The sequence below is a fragment of the Virgisporangium ochraceum genome (genome assembly GCF_016863655.1).
GTDB classification, from domain to species: Bacteria; Actinomycetota; Actinomycetes; order Mycobacteriales; family Micromonosporaceae; genus Virgisporangium; species Virgisporangium ochraceum.
This window is the reverse complement of record NZ_BOPH01000013.1, coordinates 1-19,331: the sequence shown is the minus strand read 5'-3', so window position 1 is coordinate 19,331 and position 19,331 is coordinate 1. Positions and strand designations below refer to the sequence as shown.

The 19,331-nt window shown below is 71.1% G+C and carries 20 protein-coding genes; 12 read left to right on the top strand and 8 right to left on the bottom strand.

Going from position 1 to position 19,331, the window contains the following annotated elements; all coding sequences use genetic code 11:
• Positions 1–43 precede the first annotated feature (43 nt).
• Complete coding sequence (locus Voc01_RS04630) at positions 44–772, top strand: SUKH-3 domain-containing protein (protein ID WP_239159951.1); 729 nt, start codon at positions 44–46, stop codon at positions 770–772.
• Between the two features lie 3 nt (positions 773–775).
• Here Voc01_RS04630 and Voc01_RS04625 read toward each other — a convergent pair whose 3' ends face one another.
• Both Voc01_RS04625 and Voc01_RS52805 read right to left on the bottom strand, forming a co-directional pair.
• Positions 776–1,258, bottom strand: a complete 483-nt coding sequence (locus Voc01_RS04625; protein ID WP_203925997.1) for an SUKH-3 domain-containing protein — start codon at positions 1,256–1,258, stop codon at positions 776–778.
• Complete coding sequence (locus tag Voc01_RS52805; protein ID WP_239159950.1) at positions 1,255–1,641, bottom strand: YwqJ-related putative deaminase; 387 nt, start codon at positions 1,639–1,641, stop codon at positions 1,255–1,257. The genes Voc01_RS04625 and Voc01_RS52805 overlap by 4 nt, the downstream gene beginning before the upstream one ends.
• 112 nt (positions 1,642–1,753) lie before the next feature.
• On the opposite strand from Voc01_RS52805, the gene Voc01_RS52800 reads away from it, so the two are divergent.
• Complete coding sequence (locus Voc01_RS52800; protein WP_239159949.1) at positions 1,754–2,233, top strand: hypothetical protein; 480 nt, start codon at positions 1,754–1,756, stop codon at positions 2,231–2,233.
• Positions 2,234–2,237: 4 nt separating this feature from the next.
• Here the strand turns inward: Voc01_RS52800 and glgC are convergent, their stop codons facing one another.
• Positions 2,238–3,470 carry a glucose-1-phosphate adenylyltransferase gene (gene glgC, locus Voc01_RS04610; protein WP_203925994.1) on the bottom strand — a complete coding sequence of 411 codons (1,233 nt, stop codon included), beginning with the start codon at positions 3,468–3,470 and terminating at the stop codon, positions 2,238–2,240.
• Positions 3,471–3,744: 274 nt separating this feature from the next.
• Here glgC and glgA point away from each other — a divergent pair, with 274 nt between their 5' ends.
• A complete protein-coding gene (gene glgA / locus Voc01_RS04605) occupies positions 3,745–4,932 on the top strand; it encodes a glycogen synthase (RefSeq protein WP_203925993.1) in 1,188 nt (395 codons plus the stop codon).
• Positions 4,933–4,991: 59 nt separating this feature from the next.
• Here the strand turns inward: glgA and Voc01_RS04600 are convergent, their stop codons facing one another.
• Together Voc01_RS04600 and Voc01_RS04595 are read right to left on the bottom strand one after the other, a co-directional pair.
• A complete protein-coding gene (locus Voc01_RS04600) occupies positions 4,992–5,363 on the bottom strand; it encodes a hypothetical protein (protein ID WP_203925992.1) in 372 nt (123 codons plus the stop codon).
• A 244-nt stretch (positions 5,364–5,607) separates the two neighbouring features.
• Positions 5,608–6,591 (bottom strand): Kelch repeat-containing protein, encoded by a 984-nt coding sequence (locus tag Voc01_RS04595; RefSeq protein ID WP_275423688.1) that lies wholly within the window; start codon positions 6,589–6,591, stop codon positions 5,608–5,610.
• 53 nt (positions 6,592–6,644) lie between these two features.
• On the opposite strand from Voc01_RS04595, the gene ppgK reads away from it, so the two are divergent.
• A complete protein-coding gene (gene ppgK / locus Voc01_RS04590) occupies positions 6,645–7,382 on the top strand; it encodes a polyphosphate--glucose phosphotransferase (protein ID WP_203925990.1) in 738 nt (245 codons plus the stop codon).
• Positions 7,383–7,436: 54 nt separating this feature from the next.
• On the opposite strand, the gene Voc01_RS04585 is transcribed toward ppgK, so the two are convergent.
• Together Voc01_RS04585 and Voc01_RS04580 are read right to left on the bottom strand one after the other, a co-directional pair.
• Positions 7,437–7,937: a hypothetical protein gene (locus Voc01_RS04585; RefSeq protein ID WP_203925989.1), complete on the bottom strand. Its 501-nt coding sequence runs from the start codon at positions 7,935–7,937 to the stop codon at positions 7,437–7,439.
• Entirely contained in the window at positions 7,922–9,181 is a 1,260-nt protein-coding gene (locus tag Voc01_RS04580; RefSeq protein ID WP_203925988.1) for an FAD-binding protein, read from the bottom strand. The genes Voc01_RS04585 and Voc01_RS04580 overlap by 16 nt, the downstream gene beginning before the upstream one ends.
• Before the next feature lie 79 nt (positions 9,182–9,260).
• Between Voc01_RS04580 and Voc01_RS04575 the strand changes: the two genes are divergently transcribed.
• The 5 genes from Voc01_RS04575 (at position 9,261) to Voc01_RS04555 (ending at position 13,010) form a co-directional block, all read left to right on the top strand.
• Positions 9,261–9,683, top strand: coding sequence for an NADPH-dependent FMN reductase (locus Voc01_RS04575; RefSeq protein WP_203925987.1), 423 nt, complete (start codon positions 9,261–9,263; stop codon positions 9,681–9,683).
• 18 nt (positions 9,684–9,701) lie between these two features.
• Positions 9,702–10,667, top strand: a complete 966-nt coding sequence (locus tag Voc01_RS04570; RefSeq protein ID WP_239159948.1) for an ATP-binding cassette domain-containing protein — start codon at positions 9,702–9,704, stop codon at positions 10,665–10,667.
• On the top strand, positions 10,664–11,512 hold the full coding sequence (locus tag Voc01_RS04565; protein ID WP_239159947.1) for an ABC transporter permease: 849 nt from the start codon (positions 10,664–10,666) through the stop codon (positions 11,510–11,512). The genes Voc01_RS04570 and Voc01_RS04565 overlap by 4 nt, the downstream gene beginning before the upstream one ends.
• Positions 11,513–11,851: 339 nt before the next feature.
• Positions 11,852–12,292: a nitroreductase family deazaflavin-dependent oxidoreductase gene (locus Voc01_RS04560; RefSeq protein WP_203925985.1), complete on the top strand. Its 441-nt coding sequence runs from the start codon at positions 11,852–11,854 to the stop codon at positions 12,290–12,292.
• A 58-nt stretch (positions 12,293–12,350) separates the two neighbouring features.
• Positions 12,351–13,010: an HNH endonuclease family protein gene (locus Voc01_RS04555; RefSeq protein ID WP_203925984.1), complete on the top strand. Its 660-nt coding sequence runs from the start codon at positions 12,351–12,353 to the stop codon at positions 13,008–13,010.
• Here Voc01_RS04555 and Voc01_RS04550 read toward each other — a convergent pair.
• Positions 12,957–14,030 carry a DNA polymerase IV gene (locus Voc01_RS04550; RefSeq protein ID WP_239159946.1) on the bottom strand — a complete coding sequence of 358 codons (1,074 nt, stop codon included), beginning with the start codon at positions 14,028–14,030 and terminating at the stop codon, positions 12,957–12,959. The genes Voc01_RS04555 and Voc01_RS04550 overlap by 54 nt on opposite strands.
• Before the next feature lie 40 nt (positions 14,031–14,070).
• Here Voc01_RS04550 and Voc01_RS04545 point away from each other — a divergent pair, with 40 nt between their 5' ends.
• The 3 genes from Voc01_RS04545 (at position 14,071) to Voc01_RS04535 (ending at position 19,306) form a co-directional block, all read left to right on the top strand.
• Entirely contained in the window at positions 14,071–15,771 is a 1,701-nt protein-coding gene (locus Voc01_RS04545; RefSeq protein ID WP_239159945.1) for an Hsp70 family protein, read from the top strand.
• Positions 15,772–15,813: 42 nt separating this feature from the next.
• The gene (locus Voc01_RS04540) at positions 15,814–16,572 is read left to right on the top strand and encodes a PIG-L deacetylase family protein (RefSeq protein WP_203925981.1); all 759 of its coding nucleotides are present in this window, start codon (positions 15,814–15,816) and stop codon (positions 16,570–16,572) included.
• Positions 16,573–16,666: 94 nt separating this feature from the next.
• Positions 16,667–19,306 (top strand): FtsK/SpoIIIE domain-containing protein, encoded by a 2,640-nt coding sequence (locus Voc01_RS04535; protein WP_203925980.1) that lies wholly within the window; start codon positions 16,667–16,669, stop codon positions 19,304–19,306.
• The last annotated feature ends 25 nt before the right edge of the window (positions 19,307–19,331 follow it).

Sequence of the window (19,331 nt, the reverse complement as noted above, 5' to 3'; positions counted from 1 at the left end):
ATACTTACCTGAAGCGATTTCGGTGCACCGGAAGGAATCAACCGTGATCAGTCGGGCCGACGCGGCACAGGCGGCGCAGGGCCATCTCCGGTGCGCCGCCGCCGACCTGGGCCTTGCCGAGTACGACGACGCGTTCGTCGTGTGGCGCGAGGTTCCGCGCGACGGCCGGATGCCGGCGGTCACCGGCCAGCCGACGGTCGTGGTCGACCGGGAGACCGGCGAACTGACGCCCTGGGGCTCGCTGCCGGCCGACGTGATCGCCAGGCAGTACACGGCGCACCGGGCCGCCCGGGACCGGTTCCCACCCGACGTGCGGTCCGTGCTGGAGACGGCCGGCTGGTGGCCGGCCCGCGACCGCACCGCCGCGGTGACCGCCTGGCTGGAGACCCCGCAGGTCGCCACCGCGCTCGCGGGCATCGACCTCAGCGGCCCGGCCCGGACCGTCCTGGCGGAGTTCGGCGGGCTACGGCTGCCGCAGCGGGGCGTGGTGCCGCCGGGTGGCGCGGCCGAGTCGCCCGACGGCGGCTTCGCCAGCCGCTTCTTCCCCATACCGGACCGCGTGGGCGCCGACGGTCTGCGGTCGTTCACCGCGCGGACCGGGATCGCCGCGGCACCCGTCGGAGACCACGAGGACGGACCCGCCGACCTCGTGATCGACGGCGACGGCCGGGTGTTCCTGCTGCACTGGGCCGGCGACCACCTGGTGGCGAACACGGTCGACGAGGCCGTGGTGTGGATGGTCCGCGGCGGACCGCTGCAGCCGCTGGAGTAGCGGCTACCAGGATCCGTCCTTCTTGATCCGCGCGGGCTGGATGCCCAGCACCAGGGCCGTGAGCGCGTCCTCGATGGTGTCGCCGAGGAACCACTCGCCGGTGTGGTCGACCACGAACACCCGTCCGTCACCGTCGATCGCGAGGAGACCGGTGCCGCCGCCCTCGTCGCCGATCGGGGTCAGCTTGCTGTGCAGCGTGGCGCCCAACGAGGCCAGCGTGGCGACGGTCGCCTGCACCCGTCCCGGGTCGAGCCGGAAACCGGCCGGCGCCACCTGCCGACCCTCGTCGGCCGCCGGCATCTCCACGCCGCCGTACCGGGCGAACACCTCGACCGCCGGCGGCACGATCGTGTGGCTGCGCCCGTCTGGGGTGGCGTAACCGGCGAGCATCAGCGCCCACCGGCGGGCCCGGGCCTCGTCGCGGGTCTGCGGGTCCCACCCGACCGACCGCAGCGCGGCCTCGACGTCGAGCGGCAGAGCCCTCATGCCTCGACCCCGAACAGCTCCAGGAGCACGGCGCACGAGCGGCACGGCGGCTGCGGCGCGCCGTGCGTCGGGTCGCCGTGCTCACGGACCCTCGTGACGACGATGCGGGCACCCCGCAGCGCCGCCTGCGCCTGCGCCGGCGTGAGATCGACGCCCGCCGGCAGGTCGGCACCGGCGGCGAAGAGCTGGTCGGACAGCAGCACCGGCTCGGCGCACCAGCCCACGTAGCGCTCGCGGCGCGACACCGGCAGCGTCGCCAGTACCCGCCGGATCATCGGATGCAGCTCGGGTTGCATGTCGCCGCGCACCGACGAATGGGTGTACACCTGCCCGCCGACGAGCAGCGCGGCGGCCGTGGCCGGATAGGCCCGCAGTTCGGACACGGGCCGAGCGTATCCACAACGGCCGGTCGGTGGGCATCCCGGCGGGCGTGCGCCCTGCGATACTAGGCCCGCATTTCGTAGATGGGCGGGCGCGGTGCTTGTGGTTGGCCGGTTGGAAATCAGCGAAGACGCGTGGGTCGAGCTCGTCGGTGAGCCACCCGACCCGTGGAACTTCGACGGGTGGGTCGGGCGGCTGCGGCCGTACGGGCCGGTCACCGAGGGGACGCGGTCGGAGGTGCTCAAGGAGCTGCGCGGCCTGCCGCACTGCGACTGCGGTGCCACGGTCGACGACGGTGTGCTGCGGCTCGACGTGTCGGGCTGGCTGCGCCCACCCGAGTTCCGGGAGTTCGCCGCCGACCTGGCCGACCTGTTCATCGGCGCGTACCCGCTGGGCGGCCGCGGCACGTTGTGGCTCCTCCACGACCAGACGGTGTGGGGAGACCCGCAGGAGCCCGACTCCAGCTACGTGCTCTGGTTCGACGGCGAGCAGGTTCACCTCGCCCACCCGTCGGAGAAGCGCCAGCGCAAGGTCCTGGGGACGGTTACGTTCCGCAACCTCCAGGAGCGCGTGGCGCCTCTCCTCGAAGGCTAGACGGCTAGGGGTCGACCTTCTGGCCCTTGCCGATCACGACGATGCCGTTGGCCGACACGGTGAACCGCTCGCGGTCACGGTCGAGGTCGACGCCGATCTGGGCACCCTCGGGCACCTTGACGTTCTTGTCGAGGATCGCGTTGCGCACCACCGCGTTGCGTCCGATCTCGACGCCCTCCATCAGCACCGACCGTGACACCGTGGCCCACGAGTGCACCTTGACGTTCGGTGACACCACGGAGTTCTCCACGAGCGACCCGGAGATCACCACGCCGGGCGAGACCATCGAGCCGACCGCGCGGCCGACCCGGCCCTCCCACCCGTGCACGAACTTCGCCGGCGGCCACGGCCGGTAGTCGGTGTAGATCGGCCACTCGAAGTTGTAGAGGTTGAACACCGGGTGGATGTCGATCAGGTCCATGTGGGCGTCGTAGAACGAGTCGAGCGTTCCCACGTCGCGCCAGTAGCCGATGTCGCGGTCGGTGCTGCCGGGCACCTCGTTCTCGCGGAAGTCGTAGACGTTGGCCAGACCGCGTTCGACCAGCATCGGGATGATGCTGCCGCCCATGTCGTGCTTGCTCTCGGCGTTCTTCGCGTCTTCGGCGATGACCTCGCACAGCAGGTCGGTGGTGAAGACGTAGTTGCCCATCGAGGCGTAGATCTCGTCGGGCGCGTCGGGCAGGCCCACCGCGTCCTTCGGCTTCTCCCGGAAGGCCCGGATCTGCCGGCCGTCGGGGCCGACCTCGATCACCCCGAACTGGTCGGCGGCCGACAGCGGCTGCCGGATGCCGGCCACGGTGACCCCGGCGCCCGAGGCGATGTGGTCGGCGACCATCTGCGCGGGGTCCATGCGGTAGATGTGGTCGGCGCCGAACACGATGACGTAGTCGGGCTTCTCGTCGTTGATGAGGTTGAAGCTCTGGTAGATCGCGTCGGCCGACCCGGCGAACCAGCGCGGGCCGAGTCGCTGCTGGGCGGGCACCGGAGCCACGTAGTTGCCCAGCAGCGTCGACATCCGCCAGGTCTTCGTGATGTGCCTGTCGAGCGAGTGCGACTTGTACTGCGTGAGCACGACGATCTTCAGGTATCCGGCGTTCGCCAGGTTGGACAGGACGAAGTCGATCATTCGGTAGATTCCACCGAACGGGACTCCGGGCTTCGCCCGGTCTGCGGTGAGCGGCATCAGACGTTTGCCTTCACCGCCGGCGAGCACTATCGACAGCACCTTCGGGGCCATGAAATGACGCTAGCCATCCGGGACCGATGGCACCAGCGGGACGAGGCAACTTGCAGGCGAACCCTTTGTGATCCCCTACGCGCCGACCTCATCTGCAACCTGGGGCACCCTGTTCCGGGCGGAACCAGGTATGTTCATGGCAACCCGCCCACTCGCCTCCCCCGTGGTAAGTGGGCGGGCCCTATTGTTTGCGCCCGCCTCCGCGGGCCCGCCTCCGCGGGCGCGGCGCTCCTCGGTCCAGGCGGCGTCGGCCCCGGGCCGGTAATCTCCGGGCATGCGCGTCGACCTGATGACCCGTGAGTACCCGCCGGAGGTCTACGGCGGTGCCGGTGTCCACGTGGAGTACCTGGCCGCGAAGCTGCGGCCGCTGGCCGACGTGCGGGTGCACTGCTTCGGCGCGCCCCGCGGCGAGCCGGGCGTCGTCGCCTACGCCGACCCGGCCGGGCTCGCGGAGGCCAACGCCGCCCTGCGGACCATGGGCGTCGACCTGGAGATGGTCGCCGGCTGTGCCGGCACCGACCTCGTGCACTCACACACCTGGTATGCCAACTTCGCCGGGCACGTGGCGAAGCTGCTGCACGGCGTGCCGCACGTGGTCACCACGCACAGTCTCGAACCGCTCCGGCCGTGGAAGGCCGAACAGCTCGGCGGCGGCTACGCGCTGTCGTCGTGGGTCGAGCGCACCGCGCTGGAGGCCGCCGACGCGGTGATCGCGGTGTCGGAGGGGATGAAGCGCGACGTGATGGCCGCCTACCCGGCGGTGGATCCGGCGCGGATCCAGGTGGTGCACAACGGCATCGACACCGAACAGTACGCACCCGACCGGGAAACCGACGTCGTCGCGCGGCTCGGAATCGACCCGGCAGCACCCAGCGTGACGTTTGTCGGACGGATCACGCGCCAGAAAGGCCTGCCTTACCTGCTACGCGCGGCGAAGTTGCTTCCGCCCGACGTGCAACTGGTGTTCCTCGCCGGCGCTCCCGACACACCGGAGATCGCCGCGGAGGTCGAGGGTCTCATCGACGAGCTGCGCGCCACACGGGAGCGGGTCGTCTGGGTGGCGGCGATGCTTCCGAAGCCCGAAGTCATCCAGGTGCTCACACACAGCACGGTGTTCGTGTGCCCGTCGATCTACGAACCGATGGGCATCGTCAACCTCGAGGCGATGGCGTGTGAGACGGCGGTGGTCGCCACCGCGACCGGTGGCATTCCGGAAGTTGTCGCCGACGGGGAAACCGGCCTGATGGTGCCGATCGAACAGGTCGCCGACGGAACCGGTACACCGTTGGATCCGGAGCGGTTCGTGGGTGATCTCGCGTCGGCGATCAACGAGCTGGTCGCCGATCCGGCCCGGGCCGCGGCCATGGGAGAGGCCGGGCGCCGCCGGGCGGTTGCGCATTTCTCGTGGACCGCGATCGCGGAACGGACGATGGACGTGTACCGCGCCGCAACCCGGTCGTAGCGGTCACCCGCAGCTGTAGCGGTGATTCGACCGGCTCGAACCACCGCTACCGGACCGGGTCAGGACGAAGACTCGATGACGCCCATCTGGCGCAGCCGCCGCAGCCAACCGGTAGCGGTGTGACGGGGAACCCCGAAGTGGTTCGCCACCTGGGTGGCGCTGCGGGTCTCGTTCCACGCGGCCACGACCTCGTCCTGCGCGGGCATGCGCCGGTAGGCACGGCCGGCCTTCGCCGGTGCCTCGTCGGCCGCGGCGCCACGACGCCGGCCACGGGTGGACTTCTTCGGCGCTTCGGCGGCGGCTTTGCGCGCCCGCCGGCCACGCGCCGGTGTTGCCGGTGCGTCGGCGATCGCCGGTGCGGCCGGCGCGGCGGCGAGCGCCGGAGCCGAACCCGGTGCGAGCGCGGCGACCAGACCGGCAAGGTCGATCACCGGAAGCTCCTGCGGTGAGAGACCGGAGCCGCCGGCGCGAACCGTGAGCTCGGTGACCCGGGCCGAGCCGCTCGTCGTGTCGACCTGAATGGTCGTCTGCGGGCCGGATTGCCCGCCAGACGGGGTGATAGTGACCGTGTATCCACTCATTGTTGGTCTCCGGTGTGTGGTGAGCGGTTCTTCATAATCGCACGAAAGTGTGCCATGGAATCCGTCTAAGTAAACCCCATGGGTGCGGGCGTTCTCACTGGCAGACCCCGCCGGCCTCAATCGCCTCCGTCGTATCCGCAACATGCAATCCTGGTGTCGGTCCACCCGCCAGCGTGTAAATGGTATTCCGGATCGCCACCACACCGAGCCCGTGTCGGGGAGTAGGCAACGGGGGAAGTGTTTTCCACGTTTGCGTTGCGGTGTCGAACACCTCGGCTTCCGCGAACGTCGACCGTGCCTCGCCACCGACGGCGACGACGAGACCGGTGCACGTGGCGGTCGCGGCGAGTCCACCGCGCGGGGTCGGAAGATCGGGCAGTCGCGTCCATTGGCCGGTGCGTGGATCGAAGGACTCGAACGCGCCGAGGTTGGTGTCGAGTCCACCGGTACGGCCACCGACGGTGTGGACGATGCCGCCGAATCCCGCGCCACCAAGGTGTTCGCGGCGCGTGGGCGGGCCCGGTGCGGTGGTCCATCGATCGGTGGCGGTGTCGTAGACGAGCATCTCCGCGGCGAGTCCCGACGGACCGATGCCACCGGCGACATACACCGTGCCGTCGATGGCCACGGCCGTCGCCGCCGCGCGCGGCTGTGGCATGGGTGCGATCCGGCGCCAGCCCTGTGTGGTGTCGAGCACGAATGCCGCGTCGGTTGGTCGGTTGCTGGACAGGTTGCCACCGAACACGTAGATCCGACCGGCGACACCTACCGACATGGAGTGGTTGACGGGGACCGGAAGTGGAGGGCCGGGTTCCCATCGGCCAGTAGCCGTTTCGAGGATCTCCACAGTGGACACCGTTGCGCCGTCGGCGCGGTAACCACCGGTCACCACGATGCGCGTTCCCACGGCGGCGGCCGCGACCTCGGTGCGTTGCGACGGCGCCGGAGCGAGCGTGCGCCACCCACCGACGGTCTCGATCGTTGGCAGTTCGGCAACCGGATCCTTCGCCGGTGGATCGGTGCACCCGGAGGTGACGAATATCGTCAGAAGCGCCGCCGCCGCATACCGGACCCGCATCCATTCAGTGTCCACCTACGTGTTACGGGCGGCGACGGGGTACATATGGACTCATGACCAGTGTGGGAATCGACGTCGGCGGCTCGGGGGTCAAAGGCGCGGTGGTCGACGTGTCCGCGGGAGATCTCGTCGGTGAGCGCTTCCGGCTGGAGACACCGCGCCCGGCCGACGTGACGAACCTGGTGGAAACGGTCGCGGCGGTCGCCGCCGAGGTAGGGCCGGCCGATCACTGGGGAATCACGTTTCCCGGCGTGATCCTCGACGGTCACGTGCGAACCGCGGCCAACCTCGACCCGTCGTGGGTCGACGTGCCGGGTGAGGCGATGTTCGCCGAGGCCGTGGGCGGTCCGGTGACGCTGCTCAACGACGCCGACGCCGCCGGCCTCGCCGAGGTCCGCTTCGGCGCCGGGCGCGGGCAGCGCGGGGTCACGCTCATGCTGACGTTCGGCACCGGCATCGGCAGCGCGTTGTTCGTCGAGGGCAACCTGGTGCCCAACACCGAGTTCGGCCACCTCGAACTCGACGGCTTCGACGCCGAGACCCGGGCCTCCGACCGGGCCCGGGAGGTCGAGGAGCTCGACTGGCCCGAGTGGGCCGAGCGGGTACAGCGGTACCTGTCGCACGTGGAGGGCCTGGTGTGGCCCGATCTCATCATCATCGGCGGTGGGGTGAGCAAGAAGACCGACAAGTGGCTGTCACACGTCGACATTCGCACGCCGATCGTTCCCGCCACGCTGCAGAACCACGCCGGCATCATCGGCGCCGCCGTCGCGGCGGCGGCACGAACCTGACGGCCGCCGGTGCGGCGGCCGGGCCGAACCTAGTGCACTATCTACAGTGGACGCTCACGAACCACCCGGCGTCTCCTGGTCGTTGAACGCCTCCCGCAGTTCGTGCAGAGCCGCCCGGGCCGGTTCGTCGAGGGCGGCCGAACCCAGCGCCGCATCGAGAGCCGCCCGCCACCGGTCGACGGCGTCGAGCGGAAACTGCTGTTCGCGGGAGCGGTTGCCCCAGTTGACAGCGATGAACGCGCCGAGGCTCCGCATGTGCCGCGGCGCGGTCGAGTGGAATCCGGGTGGGCCGGGTGGGAACGAACCCGACATCGCGAATCCGGGGCCCGCCTCGACGAACGGGCCGAGCTGGTGGGGCCCGGGCCGGTGCGGGGCGAACGGCGGCATCGGAGGCCCCGTGGCCGCACCGTTGTCGTCGACGACGTCGATGCGGTTGGGCCCGGACTGCTGCAACGGGCTCTCCGGTCGGATGCCGGCCGCGCGTACGGCGTCGGCGAACCGGAGCAGGTCGCCGCACGTCGAGCCGATGACGTCGAAGCTCAGCCGGATTGCCATGCGTCATATTGTGACCGCAGCTTGCCAGCGGGGTCGTACCCTGCGGCGAGCCGCTCGAAGTCGTCCCAGCGTTCGTACCGGGCGGCCACGTCGTCCAGTCCCGTGGTGAAGATCTTGCCCCAGTGCGGCCGGGGCGCGAACGGCGCGAGCACCCGCTGGACCTCCTCCACCACCGGGAGCACCGCGGCCGTGTCGGGCACCCAGGTGAAGTGGATGCCGATGGTCTCGCGGCGGTAGCTCGGGCTCAACCACAGCTCGTCGGCCGCGATGCTGCGGATCTCGGAGATCTGCAACTGCGGCGCGACGAGGTCACGGATCCCGTCGACCGCGGTGAGCGCGTCGACGGCGTGCTCGCGGGGCACGAGGAACTCCGTCTGGAGCTCGTCGCCCGCGCTGGGAGTGAACTCGAGCCGGAAGTGCGGCAACCGCTCGTGCCACGGACCGGGTTCGCCCAGCTGCGCGGTGCAGTTGTCGGCCGGCATCGAGCGGATCGGGTGCAGCGCCCGGGTCGCCGGCACCGCGCCGAACCACTCGCCGGTCGGCGGGTCGGCCTCGTCGGTGCGCTTCTTTCGCCACACCTGGTCGACCACCGGACCGGTCCACTCGGTGAACAGGCTCGTGCTGTACGCGTCCGAGAAGATCTCCTCGAAGCTCTCGACGAGCCGCGACCACGGCAGCCGCTCGAAGACGAACTGGCGTACCTCGTACGCCGGCTCGATCGCGAGCGTCACGTCGACCACGACCCCGAGCAGACCGAGCGCGACCACCGCGCCCTCGAACCCGTCGTCGCCCTGGCGCAGCGTCACCAGGTCGCCCTCGGCGGTGACCATCCGCAGCGCCCGCACGGCCGTGGCGAGGTTGCCGTTGCGGTCGCCCGAGCCGTGGGTTCCCGTGGCGACCGCACCGGCCACGGAGATGTGCGGCAGCGAACCGAGGTTGTGCAGCGCGTAGCCGGCCGCCTGGAGCCGCCGCGCGAGGTCGCCGTACCGCATCGCGGCGCTGACGGTGACCGTGCGCGCCGCTTCGTCGATCTCCACGGTCGGCGGCAGGTCGGCCACGGACACGAGGTCGCCGGTGGAGTCGGCGATGCGGTTGAACGAGTGGGCGGTGCCCACCGCCCGGATCCGCTCACTGTCGGCGACGATCCGGCGTAACTCGTCGATCGTCGACGGACGGTGCCGGCGGGCGGCGCGGAACGTGATGTTGCCGGCCCAGTTCCGGCCTGCGGTGCTAGCGGCGGTCACGCCGTTCAGTCTGGCAGCGTCGGGCGGCGAATGCTCGTCGCGAGATCCGGTCTAGCGGACCGGCTAGCGCCTACCGGATGTGGACAAGCAGCCGTTGCGGGTCGCGGTGGTGACCCAGGAGGACCAGGTTGGCGCCTGGGTCGCCGGGCAGGCCCGGCAGCGGGGCGGCGTCGAGGTCGGTCTGATCGGCACCGCCGACCCGGCGTTCGCCGCGCGGCTTGCCTGCGCGGAGGCGTTCGTGCTGGTGACGCCGGCGGTCGAGGTTCCGGTACGGCTGCGGGAGGCGATCGTGGCCGGGTACGCCGAATGGCGGGCCAAGCCGGTCGCGTTCGTCGCGTACGGCACCGGGTCCGGCGCGCTGGAACAGCTGCGCTGCGCGTTCGCGGGGCTCCACGTGGTCACCGTCGGCCCCGGGCTGACGGCGCTCGACCCGGTCGCGTTCACCGCGATGTTCGAGCAGCTCGAATGGTGGGGACGCGCCCTGCGGGACAGGATCAGTTGATCGACAATGGAGGACGTCATGAGTCTGGCCATCGAGGCCACCGGCCTGGTGAAGGTGTTCGGCGACAACCGCGCGGTCGACGGTCTCGACCTGCGGGTACCGGCGGGATCGGTCTACGGGGTGCTCGGCCCGAACGGCGCCGGCAAGACCACGGCCGTCAAGATGCTGGCCACGCTGCTGCGGCTCGACGGCGGGCAGGCGACGGTCTTCGGACACGACGTGCAGAAGCAGCCCAACGAGGTGCGGGCCCGGGTCAGCCTGACCGGCCAGTACGCCTCGGTCGACGAGGACCTCACCGGCGTCGAGAACCTGGTGCTGCTGGGACGCCTGTTGGGCCATCGGAAACGACCGGCCCGCGAGCGGGCCGACCAGCTGCTCGACGCGTTCGGACTGACCGACGCCGGCAACCGGCAGGTCAAGACGTACTCGGGTGGCATGCGGCGGCGGCTGGACATCGCCGCGAGCATCCTCAACACGCCCGAGCTGCTGTTCCTCGACGAGCCCACCACCGGGCTCGACCCGCGCAGCCGCAACCAGGTGTGGGAGATCGTGCGGGCCGTGGTGTCGCACGGCACCACCGTGCTGCTCACCACCCAGTACCTCGACGAGGCCGACCGGCTGGCGAGCCGGATCGCCGTGATCGACCACGGCAAGGTGATCGCCGAGGGCACGCCGGGCCAGCTGAAGTCGTCGGTCGGTGCGGGCACGGTCCACCTGCGGTTGCGGAACCCGGATCAGCGGGACGCCGCCGAGGAGGTGCTGGCGCGCGTCATGGCCGCGCCGGTGCAGCGTGACGCCGACGCGGTCGGCCTGACGGTCCGCGTCGGTACCGGAGGAAGCGAGTTCGGTGCGGCCGAGCAGGCCTCGCGCGCCCTGTCGGAGCTGGCGGCGGCGGGCATCGTCGTCGACGACTTCTCCCTCGGCCAGCCCAGCCTGGACGAGGTCTTCATGGCCCTGACCGACCGTAAGGAGGTTGCGGCGTGACCACCGCGACTGTCGATGTCGAAGCCCGTGACTACAAGCCGGCGCCGGAGGCGCTCGCGGCGGTCATGGCGCCGGGTTCCCGGCCCGGGCGTCCGAGCGCGTGGTCGGCGTCGGTGACGTTCGGCTGGCGGGCGATGCTGAAGATCAAGCACGTCCCCGAACAGCTCTTCGACGTGACGGCGTTCCCGATCATCATGACGCTGATGTTCACGTACCTCTTCGGGGGTGCGCTGGCCGGCTCGACGCGGGAGTACCTGCAGTACCTGCTGCCGGGCATCATGGTCACGAGCGTCGTGATGATCACCATGTATACCGGTGTCGGCCTGAACACCGACATCGAGAAGGGCGTCTTCGACCGGTTCCGCACGCTGCCCGTGTGGCGCCCGTCGGCCCTGGTGGGCGCGATCTTCGGGGACGTGCTGCGCTACGTCCTGGCCGCGACCGTGATCACGGCGGTGGGACTGGTGCTGGGCTACCGCCCCGACGGCGGTGTGCCCGGTGTGGTGGCGGGCATCGGGCTGCTGATCGTGTTCTCGTTCGCGTTCTCCTGGATCTGGACCTGGCTCGGCCTGCTGCTGCGCAGCGAGAAGTCCGTGATGGGCACCAGCATGCTCGTGCTGTTCCCGCTGACGTTCCTGAGCAACGTGTTCGTGCAGCCGACCACGATGCCCGGCTGGCTGCAGGCCTTCGTCGACGTCAACCCGGTCACCCACCTGGTGGCCGCGGTGCGGGCGATGATGGACGGCAGCTGGGACACCGGCGAGATCATGTGGGTCCTGGTGGCATCGGCCGTGATCACCGCGGTCTTCGGCACTCTGACCATGCGCGCCTACAACCGCAAGTAACGCGATCCGGCTCACGCCCCGGCGGTCACGATGTGGCCGCCGGGGCGGCTAAAGACCTTCTGGGGTCAGGGTCCGGGCTGGACCGTGCAGCACCCACGACCGGGCACGGAACGCTATCGTGCGGTGCCGCGTCAGCTGATGATCGAAAGTGGTGGCGACCTTCTGCTGTTCTGGCACGGCCACAACAGCAGAAAAGTCCCACCACTTTCGATCATGGTTGGGTTCTGCGGCGGACCGGGCTCTCACCGCAGCCCTGACCAATCCTGACGGTGGAACAACCGGGCCCAGCGCCGAGTGGCCGGCGAAACCCTGACCCCTGAAGGCGGCTAGCGTTCGGGTATGACGACGGACGAGGTGTTCGACAGTCCCACGGGGTGGGTCGCCAAGCACATCCAGCGGTACGAGCAGTCCGACGGCACCTACATGGGCGTGCCGAGCCTCCTGCTCACCACCCGCGGGCGCCGCAGCGGCAAGCTGCGCCGCACCGCGCTCATGTACGGCGAGGACGCCGGCCGCTACCTGCTCGTGGCCTCCAACGGCGGCTCGGCCACGCACCCGGCCTGGTACCTGAACCTCACCGAGAACCCGGACGTCGAGGTGCAGGTCCGCGACGACAAGTTCGCCGCCCGCGCCCACACGGCCGAGGGCGAGGAGCGCGACCGGCTGTGGACGATCGCCGCGAAGGCGTTCCCGACGTACGACAAGTACCTCGTCACCGCCCGGGCCAAGGGGCGGGAGATCCCACTGGTCGTCATAACGCCTTCCAGAGTTCAGGACTGACATCTATCCACAGACACGCCTCCATCGTTGAATCGATCTACCCGATGGAGGAGTGTCTATGGGATCACGAGTCCGGATCTTCGGTGCCGCCGTCGTCTCGGCGGTGGCCGTCCTCGCTTTCACGCCGACACCGGCCTACGCGGCCACCTACTCCGCGCCGCTGCGGACCGCGGTCGCCAACCTCACCGTCGCCACCGAGGTGCGCACCGGCTACAACCGCGACCTCTTCCCCCACTGGATCGACGCGGACGGCGACGGCTGCAACACCCGCTACGAGGTGCTGATCGCCGAGGCCACCACCCGGCCGACCGTCAGTGGCACCTGCACGCTCAGCGGCGGCCGCTGGTCGTCCTACTACGACAGCGCGACCTGGACCAACCCCGCGGACCTCGACATCGACCACATGGTGGCCCTCGCCGAGGCGTGGGACTCCGGCGCCCGGAGCTGGCCCACCAGCCGGCGGCAGGCGTTCGCCAACGACCTCGCCGACAGCCGCGCGCTGGTCGCCGTGACCGACAACGTCAACCAGGCCAAGGGCGACAAGGACCCGGCCGAGTGGCTGCCGCCGACCGCGTCGACGCACTGCCGGTACATCACCGAGTTCGTCGCCACCAAGATCCGTTGGCGGCTCACGGTGAACTCGGCCGAGAAGACCAGGCTGACCTCAGTCGCCGCCGGTTGCACCAACAGCACCCTCACCGTCACCTACGCCTGGTAGCAACAGGTCGACCCGCACACCGAGAAGCCGGACCGGCCGGTCCAGCGCGAACTTCTCCAGCACCAGAAGCGCGGCCGCCGACACCACCGAGGGGTCGGCGGTCGCCCCTTCCCGCAGCTTCATGCTCCGCAGGTACGTGAAGAACGGCGCGAACCGCACCTTGACGGCCACGTGCGTCACCAGCCGCCCGTCGAGCACGACCTCCGAGGTCAGCCCGGCCGCCAGCTCGGCCACGTGCGACGCCACCAGCGACGGGTCGGTGAGGTCGGTGGGGAACGTGGTCTCGCGGCTCTTCGACCGGGCCACCCACGGTTCGGTCGACAGGGAGACGTCGCCGTGCCCGGCCGCCGCCGCGGGGAGCCAGGCGGTCATCCGCGGTCCGAACACGGGCAGCAGCACCGCGGGGTCGCACGCGGCGAGGTCGCCCACGGTTCGCAGGCTCAGCGCGTCCAATTTCTTCGCGGTCTTGGGCCCGACGCCCCACAACGCCGACACCGGCCGTTCGGACATCAACCCCGGCCAGGACCCGAACGTGATCTGGAAGATGCCGCCGGGCTTGGCGTACTGCGCGGCGATCTTCGCCTGGAGCTTGTTCTCGCCGATACCGATCGACGCCGACAGGTCCGTGGCCGCGAGCACCGCAGCCCGCACCTCGCGCGCCAACCGGAACGGGTCCGCGACGTCGCCGCCGAAGTACGCCTCGTCCCAGCCCCACACCTCGACCGGCACGTCGAAGGAGCGCAGGGTGTCCATCACCGTGGCCGAGGCCGCGTCGTAGGCGGCGTGGTCGGTCGCGAGGAAGACCGCGTCGCGGCAGCGCCGGGCCGCCGTGCGCAGGGGCATACCCGAGCGGACCCCGAAAGCACGCGCCTCGTACGACGCGCTGGCCACGACCTGCCGCGGGCGCGACGGGTCGCCATCGCCGCCGACGACCACCGGTTTCCCGGCCAGGTCGGGGCGACGCAGCACCTCGACGGCCACGATGAACTGGTCCATGTCGAGATGGAGCAGCCAGCGCACGGGTCCAGTGTGCCGGCGCAAAGGCCGTATTGTGGCCGATGTGAAGACAGTTCGACTGGGCGTCGACTTCGGCACATCCAACACCGTCGCCGTCCTCGAACTGCCGAACCGCGAGCCGCGTCCCTTGCTGTTCGACGGGTCGCCGCTGCTTCCGAGCGCGGTCGCCGCCGACGCCGGCGGCCACCTCGTCGTCGGGCGCGACGCGCTGCACACGGCCACCATCGATCCGGGCTCGTTCGAACCGCACCCGAAGCGCTGCATCGACGACGAATCGGTGCTGCTCGGCGACCGCGCCGTCCCGGTGGTCGACCTGATCGCGGCGGTGCTGCAGCGGGTCGTCGGCGAGGCCGAGCGGGCCGCGGGCGGGCCGCCCACCGAGATCGTGCTCACCTGCCCGGCCGGCTGGGCCACGGGCCGGCGCGACCTGCTCCGCCGGGCGCTGCCGGGCGCCCAGCTTCTGGAGGAGCCGGTCGCGGCCGCGAACCACCTCGCTGCCGACCTGCCCGTCGGGCACACCGCGGTCGTCTACGACTTCGGCGCCGGCACGTTCGACGCGTCGGTGATCCGCCGCACCGCCACCGGTTTCGCCGTGCTCGCCACCGAGGGCCTCACCGACTGCGGTGGCCTCGACATCGACGCGGCGATCGTGTCGAGCTTCGGCGCCGCACTCTCGGAACAGCCCGGCTGGAGCCGGCTGGTCGAGCCGAGGTCGACCGCCGACCGGCGGGCCAGCCGCCAACTCTGGGACAACGTGCGCCAGGCCAAGGAGATGCTGTCGCGCTCGACGTCGACGCTCGTGCACGTGCCGCTTGTCGACGTCGAGGTGCCGGTCGGCCGCGAACAGCTCGACGCGGCGGCCGCGCCGGTTCTCGACCGCACCATCGGCGCCGTGAAGGCGGCGCTGCGCACCGCGGGCGTCGACAAGCCCGGCGCGATCCTCCTCTGCGGCGGGTCGAGCCGGATGCCGGCGGTCATCACCGTGCTGCACCGGGCGTTCGGCATCGAGCCGACCGTTGTCGACCAGCCGGAGTTCGCGGTCGCGGAGGGCAGCATCCGGCAGCCGCCGGCGCCGGCGCCCGTCACCGAGGATCCGTCCTGGCCGACCGTCGACCTCACCAAGCGCCCGCAGGCGTCGCCTCGCCGCATCGTCGCCGACCGCCGGGCGTGGGTCGGCGCGGCGGCCGCCGCGGTGGTGCTGGTCGCGGCGGCGGTCACGGCCGCCGTCGCGCTTCCGGGGCGCGGTGACGACCGTGAGCGCGGTGCCGCGCTGGCCGCCGCTTCGGCGTCGGCGTCGGCCTCGCCGTCTCCGTCGGTGAGCTACGCGCCGGGGGTCGACCCGTGCCTGGTGGGACGGTGGCGCGAGGTCACCAACACCCGCACGAACACGATCGACGGCAACAAGGTGCAGTTCACCCGCGTCAGCGGCACCAAGATCGCCCAGTACAACGCCGACGGGACGAACTCGGTGGTGTTCGACAACGTCGTCGGCACGGTCACCGTCAACGGCGCCAAGTGGGAAGAGATCGTCAACGGCTGGTCCAACGGCACGTTCAAGTCGGCCAGCGGCACGATCATCTACACGTCGTGGGCGCCGGGCGGAACCTGGGAACTGCGCCGCAACGGCAGCCGCAACAACAGCGGGCCGCTGACGATGAGCATCGAGCCGGAGTCGTACGTGTGCACCGGAACCACGCTCACGGTCGGCAGCAGCTTCTACACCGAGACGCTGACGCGTATCTGATTTCCGTGGATCACCGCGACGACGTGGGTCTACGGTCGGTTCGTGGCAGATCAACTACCGGCGTTGCCGGAGAACTGGGACCGTTGCCTCGCCGTGGTCGCGCACCCCGACGACATCGAGTACGGCCCCGCGTCGGCCGTCGCCCGCTGGACGGCGCAGGGCAAGCGGGTGACGTACCTGCTCGCCACCCGGGGCGAGGCCGGCATCGACGGCATGCACCCCGACGAGGCCGGCCCGCTGCGCGAGGCGGAGGAGCGGGCCGGTGCCCGCGAGGTGGGCGTCGACGTCGTCGACTTCCTCGACCACCGTGACGGCGTGGTCGAGTACGGCCCGGCCCTGCGCCGCGACATCGCGCGCGTGATCCGGCGGCACCGGCCGGAGATCATCGTGTCGGGTACGTTCACCACTCGCATGTCCGCCGGCATGGCCAACCAGGCCGACCACCGCATGGTGGGCCTGGCCGCCCTGGACGCCGCCCGCGACGCCGGCAACCGCTGGATCTTCCCCGAACTGCTCGACGAGGGTCTGGAGCCGTGGGGCGGTGTCCGCTTCGTCGCCTATGCCAGCGCCGAACGCCCCACCCACGGCGTCGACGTCTCCGGCGACCCCCTGCGCCGAGGAATCCTGTCGCTGGCCGCGCATGCCCGGTACACGCAGGGCCTGGGCGCGTCGGGCTTCGAACCGGGTCCGTTCCTGACCTGGGTGGCCCGACAGGACGGCCGCGCCATGGGCGTGGAGGCCGCGGTGCTGTTCGACGTGTTCCAGATCATCCCGGACGGCCCGCCGCCCTGGCTCGCCTGACCGACGACCGGTACGGAACCGGGTGACGGGCCGATACGGTTGGTAGGCTCGCGGTCGCGTTCGTTCGGATCGGTGTCGGTCGAAAGGGGCCGCGGTGGCGTCAGCGTCGGCGCATTTCAACCGCGCGGTGGCGCTGCACCGGGAAGCGGCCGCGCACGTCGAGGCGGCCCGTGTCGAACATGCCCGGCAGCAGGGAACCGCACCCGCTTCCGACGGCCAACTCGCGACCTACCAGCGGCTCGCGCACGAGCTGAACTCGGCGGCGGCGCAGATCACGCCCGGCTGGCTCGGGTGTCCGCTCGACGGCCGTGCCCGTGCCCGCAAGCTCGGCGTCGACGCCCGCCTGGGTGACGTGATGCACGTCGACGCGGCCACCGGACTGCTCGGGCCGCGCGGCGGGGAGGTGAGCGAGTTCGCGGTGGCGGTGCCGTTCCTCGGCATCGGGCACGTGGCGGTCGACCGGGACGCGCGTGACCCGCGGGTGGCCGGGTGGATGCGTGGCCTGCTCCTGCGGTCGGTGGCGGCGTTGCCCGACGGGGGGCTGCGAGTGCTCCCGGTCGATGGCGCCACTCTCGGGTCGCTGTTCACGCCGTTCCGCGGACTGGTCGACGCGCAGGTCTGGGCCACCCCGGCCACGACGGTCGACCGGCTACGGGCGGTCCTCGACGAGGCCGAGGAGCGGGTCGCCGCCGCCCACGGCGGTATCCCGCACGACATGCCGTACCTGCTGATTGCGGCCGGTGGCCTCCCCGTCGGTGCGGGAAGCACCGAGCACGCCCGGCTGGCAGCGCTGGCCCACGCCGGCCCGGCCGCACGGGTGCACCTGCTGCTGGCCGGTTATCCACCGACCGGCGCCGCCGGCTTCGGCCGGCCGCCGCGGCTGGACCACACCACCCACCTCGCGGCCAACGGCGACCTGTTCACCGTGAGCGAGACCCCGGCCGACGTGCCACTCGACCGGCAGGGCGGCGGGTTGGCCTGCCCCGTCCGCCTGGCCGACCCACCCATCGACGGCCTCATCGAGGCGGTCTGCCACCCCCTCGCCAACGCTGCCCGCACCCACACCGCCGTCGACTTCACCGGCCTGATGCCGCCCAAGATCTGGACCGAGTCCTCCGCCAGCGGCCTACGCACCGTGGTCGGCCGGGAGGGGCGGGCCTGGTGCGAGCTGGCCCTCGACGACGCCACCCCGCACTGGCTGGTCGCCGGGCGCACCGGTGCGGGCAAGACCGTGTTCCTGCTGGACGTGCTGTACGGGCTGACCTCCCGTTACTCACCGGACGAGTTGGCCCTCTACCTGCTCGACTTCAAGGAAGGCATCTCCTTCGCCGAGTTCACCCCCACCGAGGTCGACGGTTCCTGGATTCCTCACGCCCGTACCGTCGGCATCGAGTCCGACCGCGAATACGGGCTCGCGGTGCTGCGGACCCTGTCGCGGGAGATGAGTCGCCGGGCGGCCGAACTCAAACGCGCCGGGGTGACGCGCCTGGTCGACCTCCGTGCCAACCGTGACGACGTCGCGATGCCCCGCCTCGTCGCGGTGATCGACGAGTTCCAGGTGCTGTTCACCGGCAACGACGTACTCGCCAGGCAGGCCGCCGCCGCACTGGAGGAGTTGGCCCGCAAGGGCCGCTCCTACGGCATCCACCTCATCCTGGCCTCGCAGACGATCTCCGGCGTGGAAGCGCTGTTCACCAAGGGCGAGTCCATCTTCGGGCAGTTCCCTCTGCGGATCGCCCTGGCCGGTGGCGGCGGGATCCTCGACGCGTCCAACACCGCCGCCGACGCCCTACCGGTCGGTTCAGCCGTCGTCAACGCCGCCGCCGGACATCCGGACGCGAACCGCCTCGTCCGGTTCCCCAATGCCGAACCCGCTGCCGTCACCACCCAACGGCACCGGCTGTGGAGTGCCCGCCCGCCCGGCGACGCGCCACCGGCCGTATTCGCCGGCTACGCCGAGCACCACATCGACACCGATGCCGCCTACCGCCGTCTCACGCCGAACATCCGCCGTCGCCAGGCCCTGGTCGGTCGTGCCGTCGACGTCGGGCTGCCCACCGTCGGGTTCGGGCTGGACGCCACCCCCGGCCGGCACGTCGCCGTCCTCGGCACGTCCATCGTCGGTGCCGACATCGTCCATGCCGCCGCGCTCAGCCTCGCCCGCCAGCACCAGCCCGGCACGGCCCGGTTCGTCGTCGCCGGGTTCGCCGCCGCGGCCGATCCCGTCATCGAACATCTCACCGACACCCTCACCGTCGCGGGGCACCCGTGTGTCGGCGTCGACGCGGCGAAGCTGCGGGCCGAGTTGGCCGCGCTGGCCGACGCGGACACGGCACCGGTCACCGCGCACACCTACCTGCTCGTGTTCGCCGCCGATGTCGCCACCGCCGCCCTGTCCCACAAGGACAGCACCGGCCGTACCGGCCTGGCCGACCTGCGCACCGTTTTGCACACCGGCCCCGGCCGCGGCGTCCACCTGATCGGCTGGTGGCGTATCGCCCGCCGGTTCTCCGAAGCCATCGGCGGCTCCTCCGGACGCGAGGACGTCGCCTGCCTGGTCGCGCTGAACGTGGCCAATACCGAGCTGGCCGCCCTGGTCGGCGACCACACCCTCACCTGGCACCCCCGCACGAACCGGGCACTACTTCTCGACCGGCACGACCAACGGGCTCAGCTGATCGTCCCGTACGTGCGCCCCGGACGACACGACGACCCCGGAGACGGGACCATGTGACCGCCGCGACGTCCCCCTCTCCGCC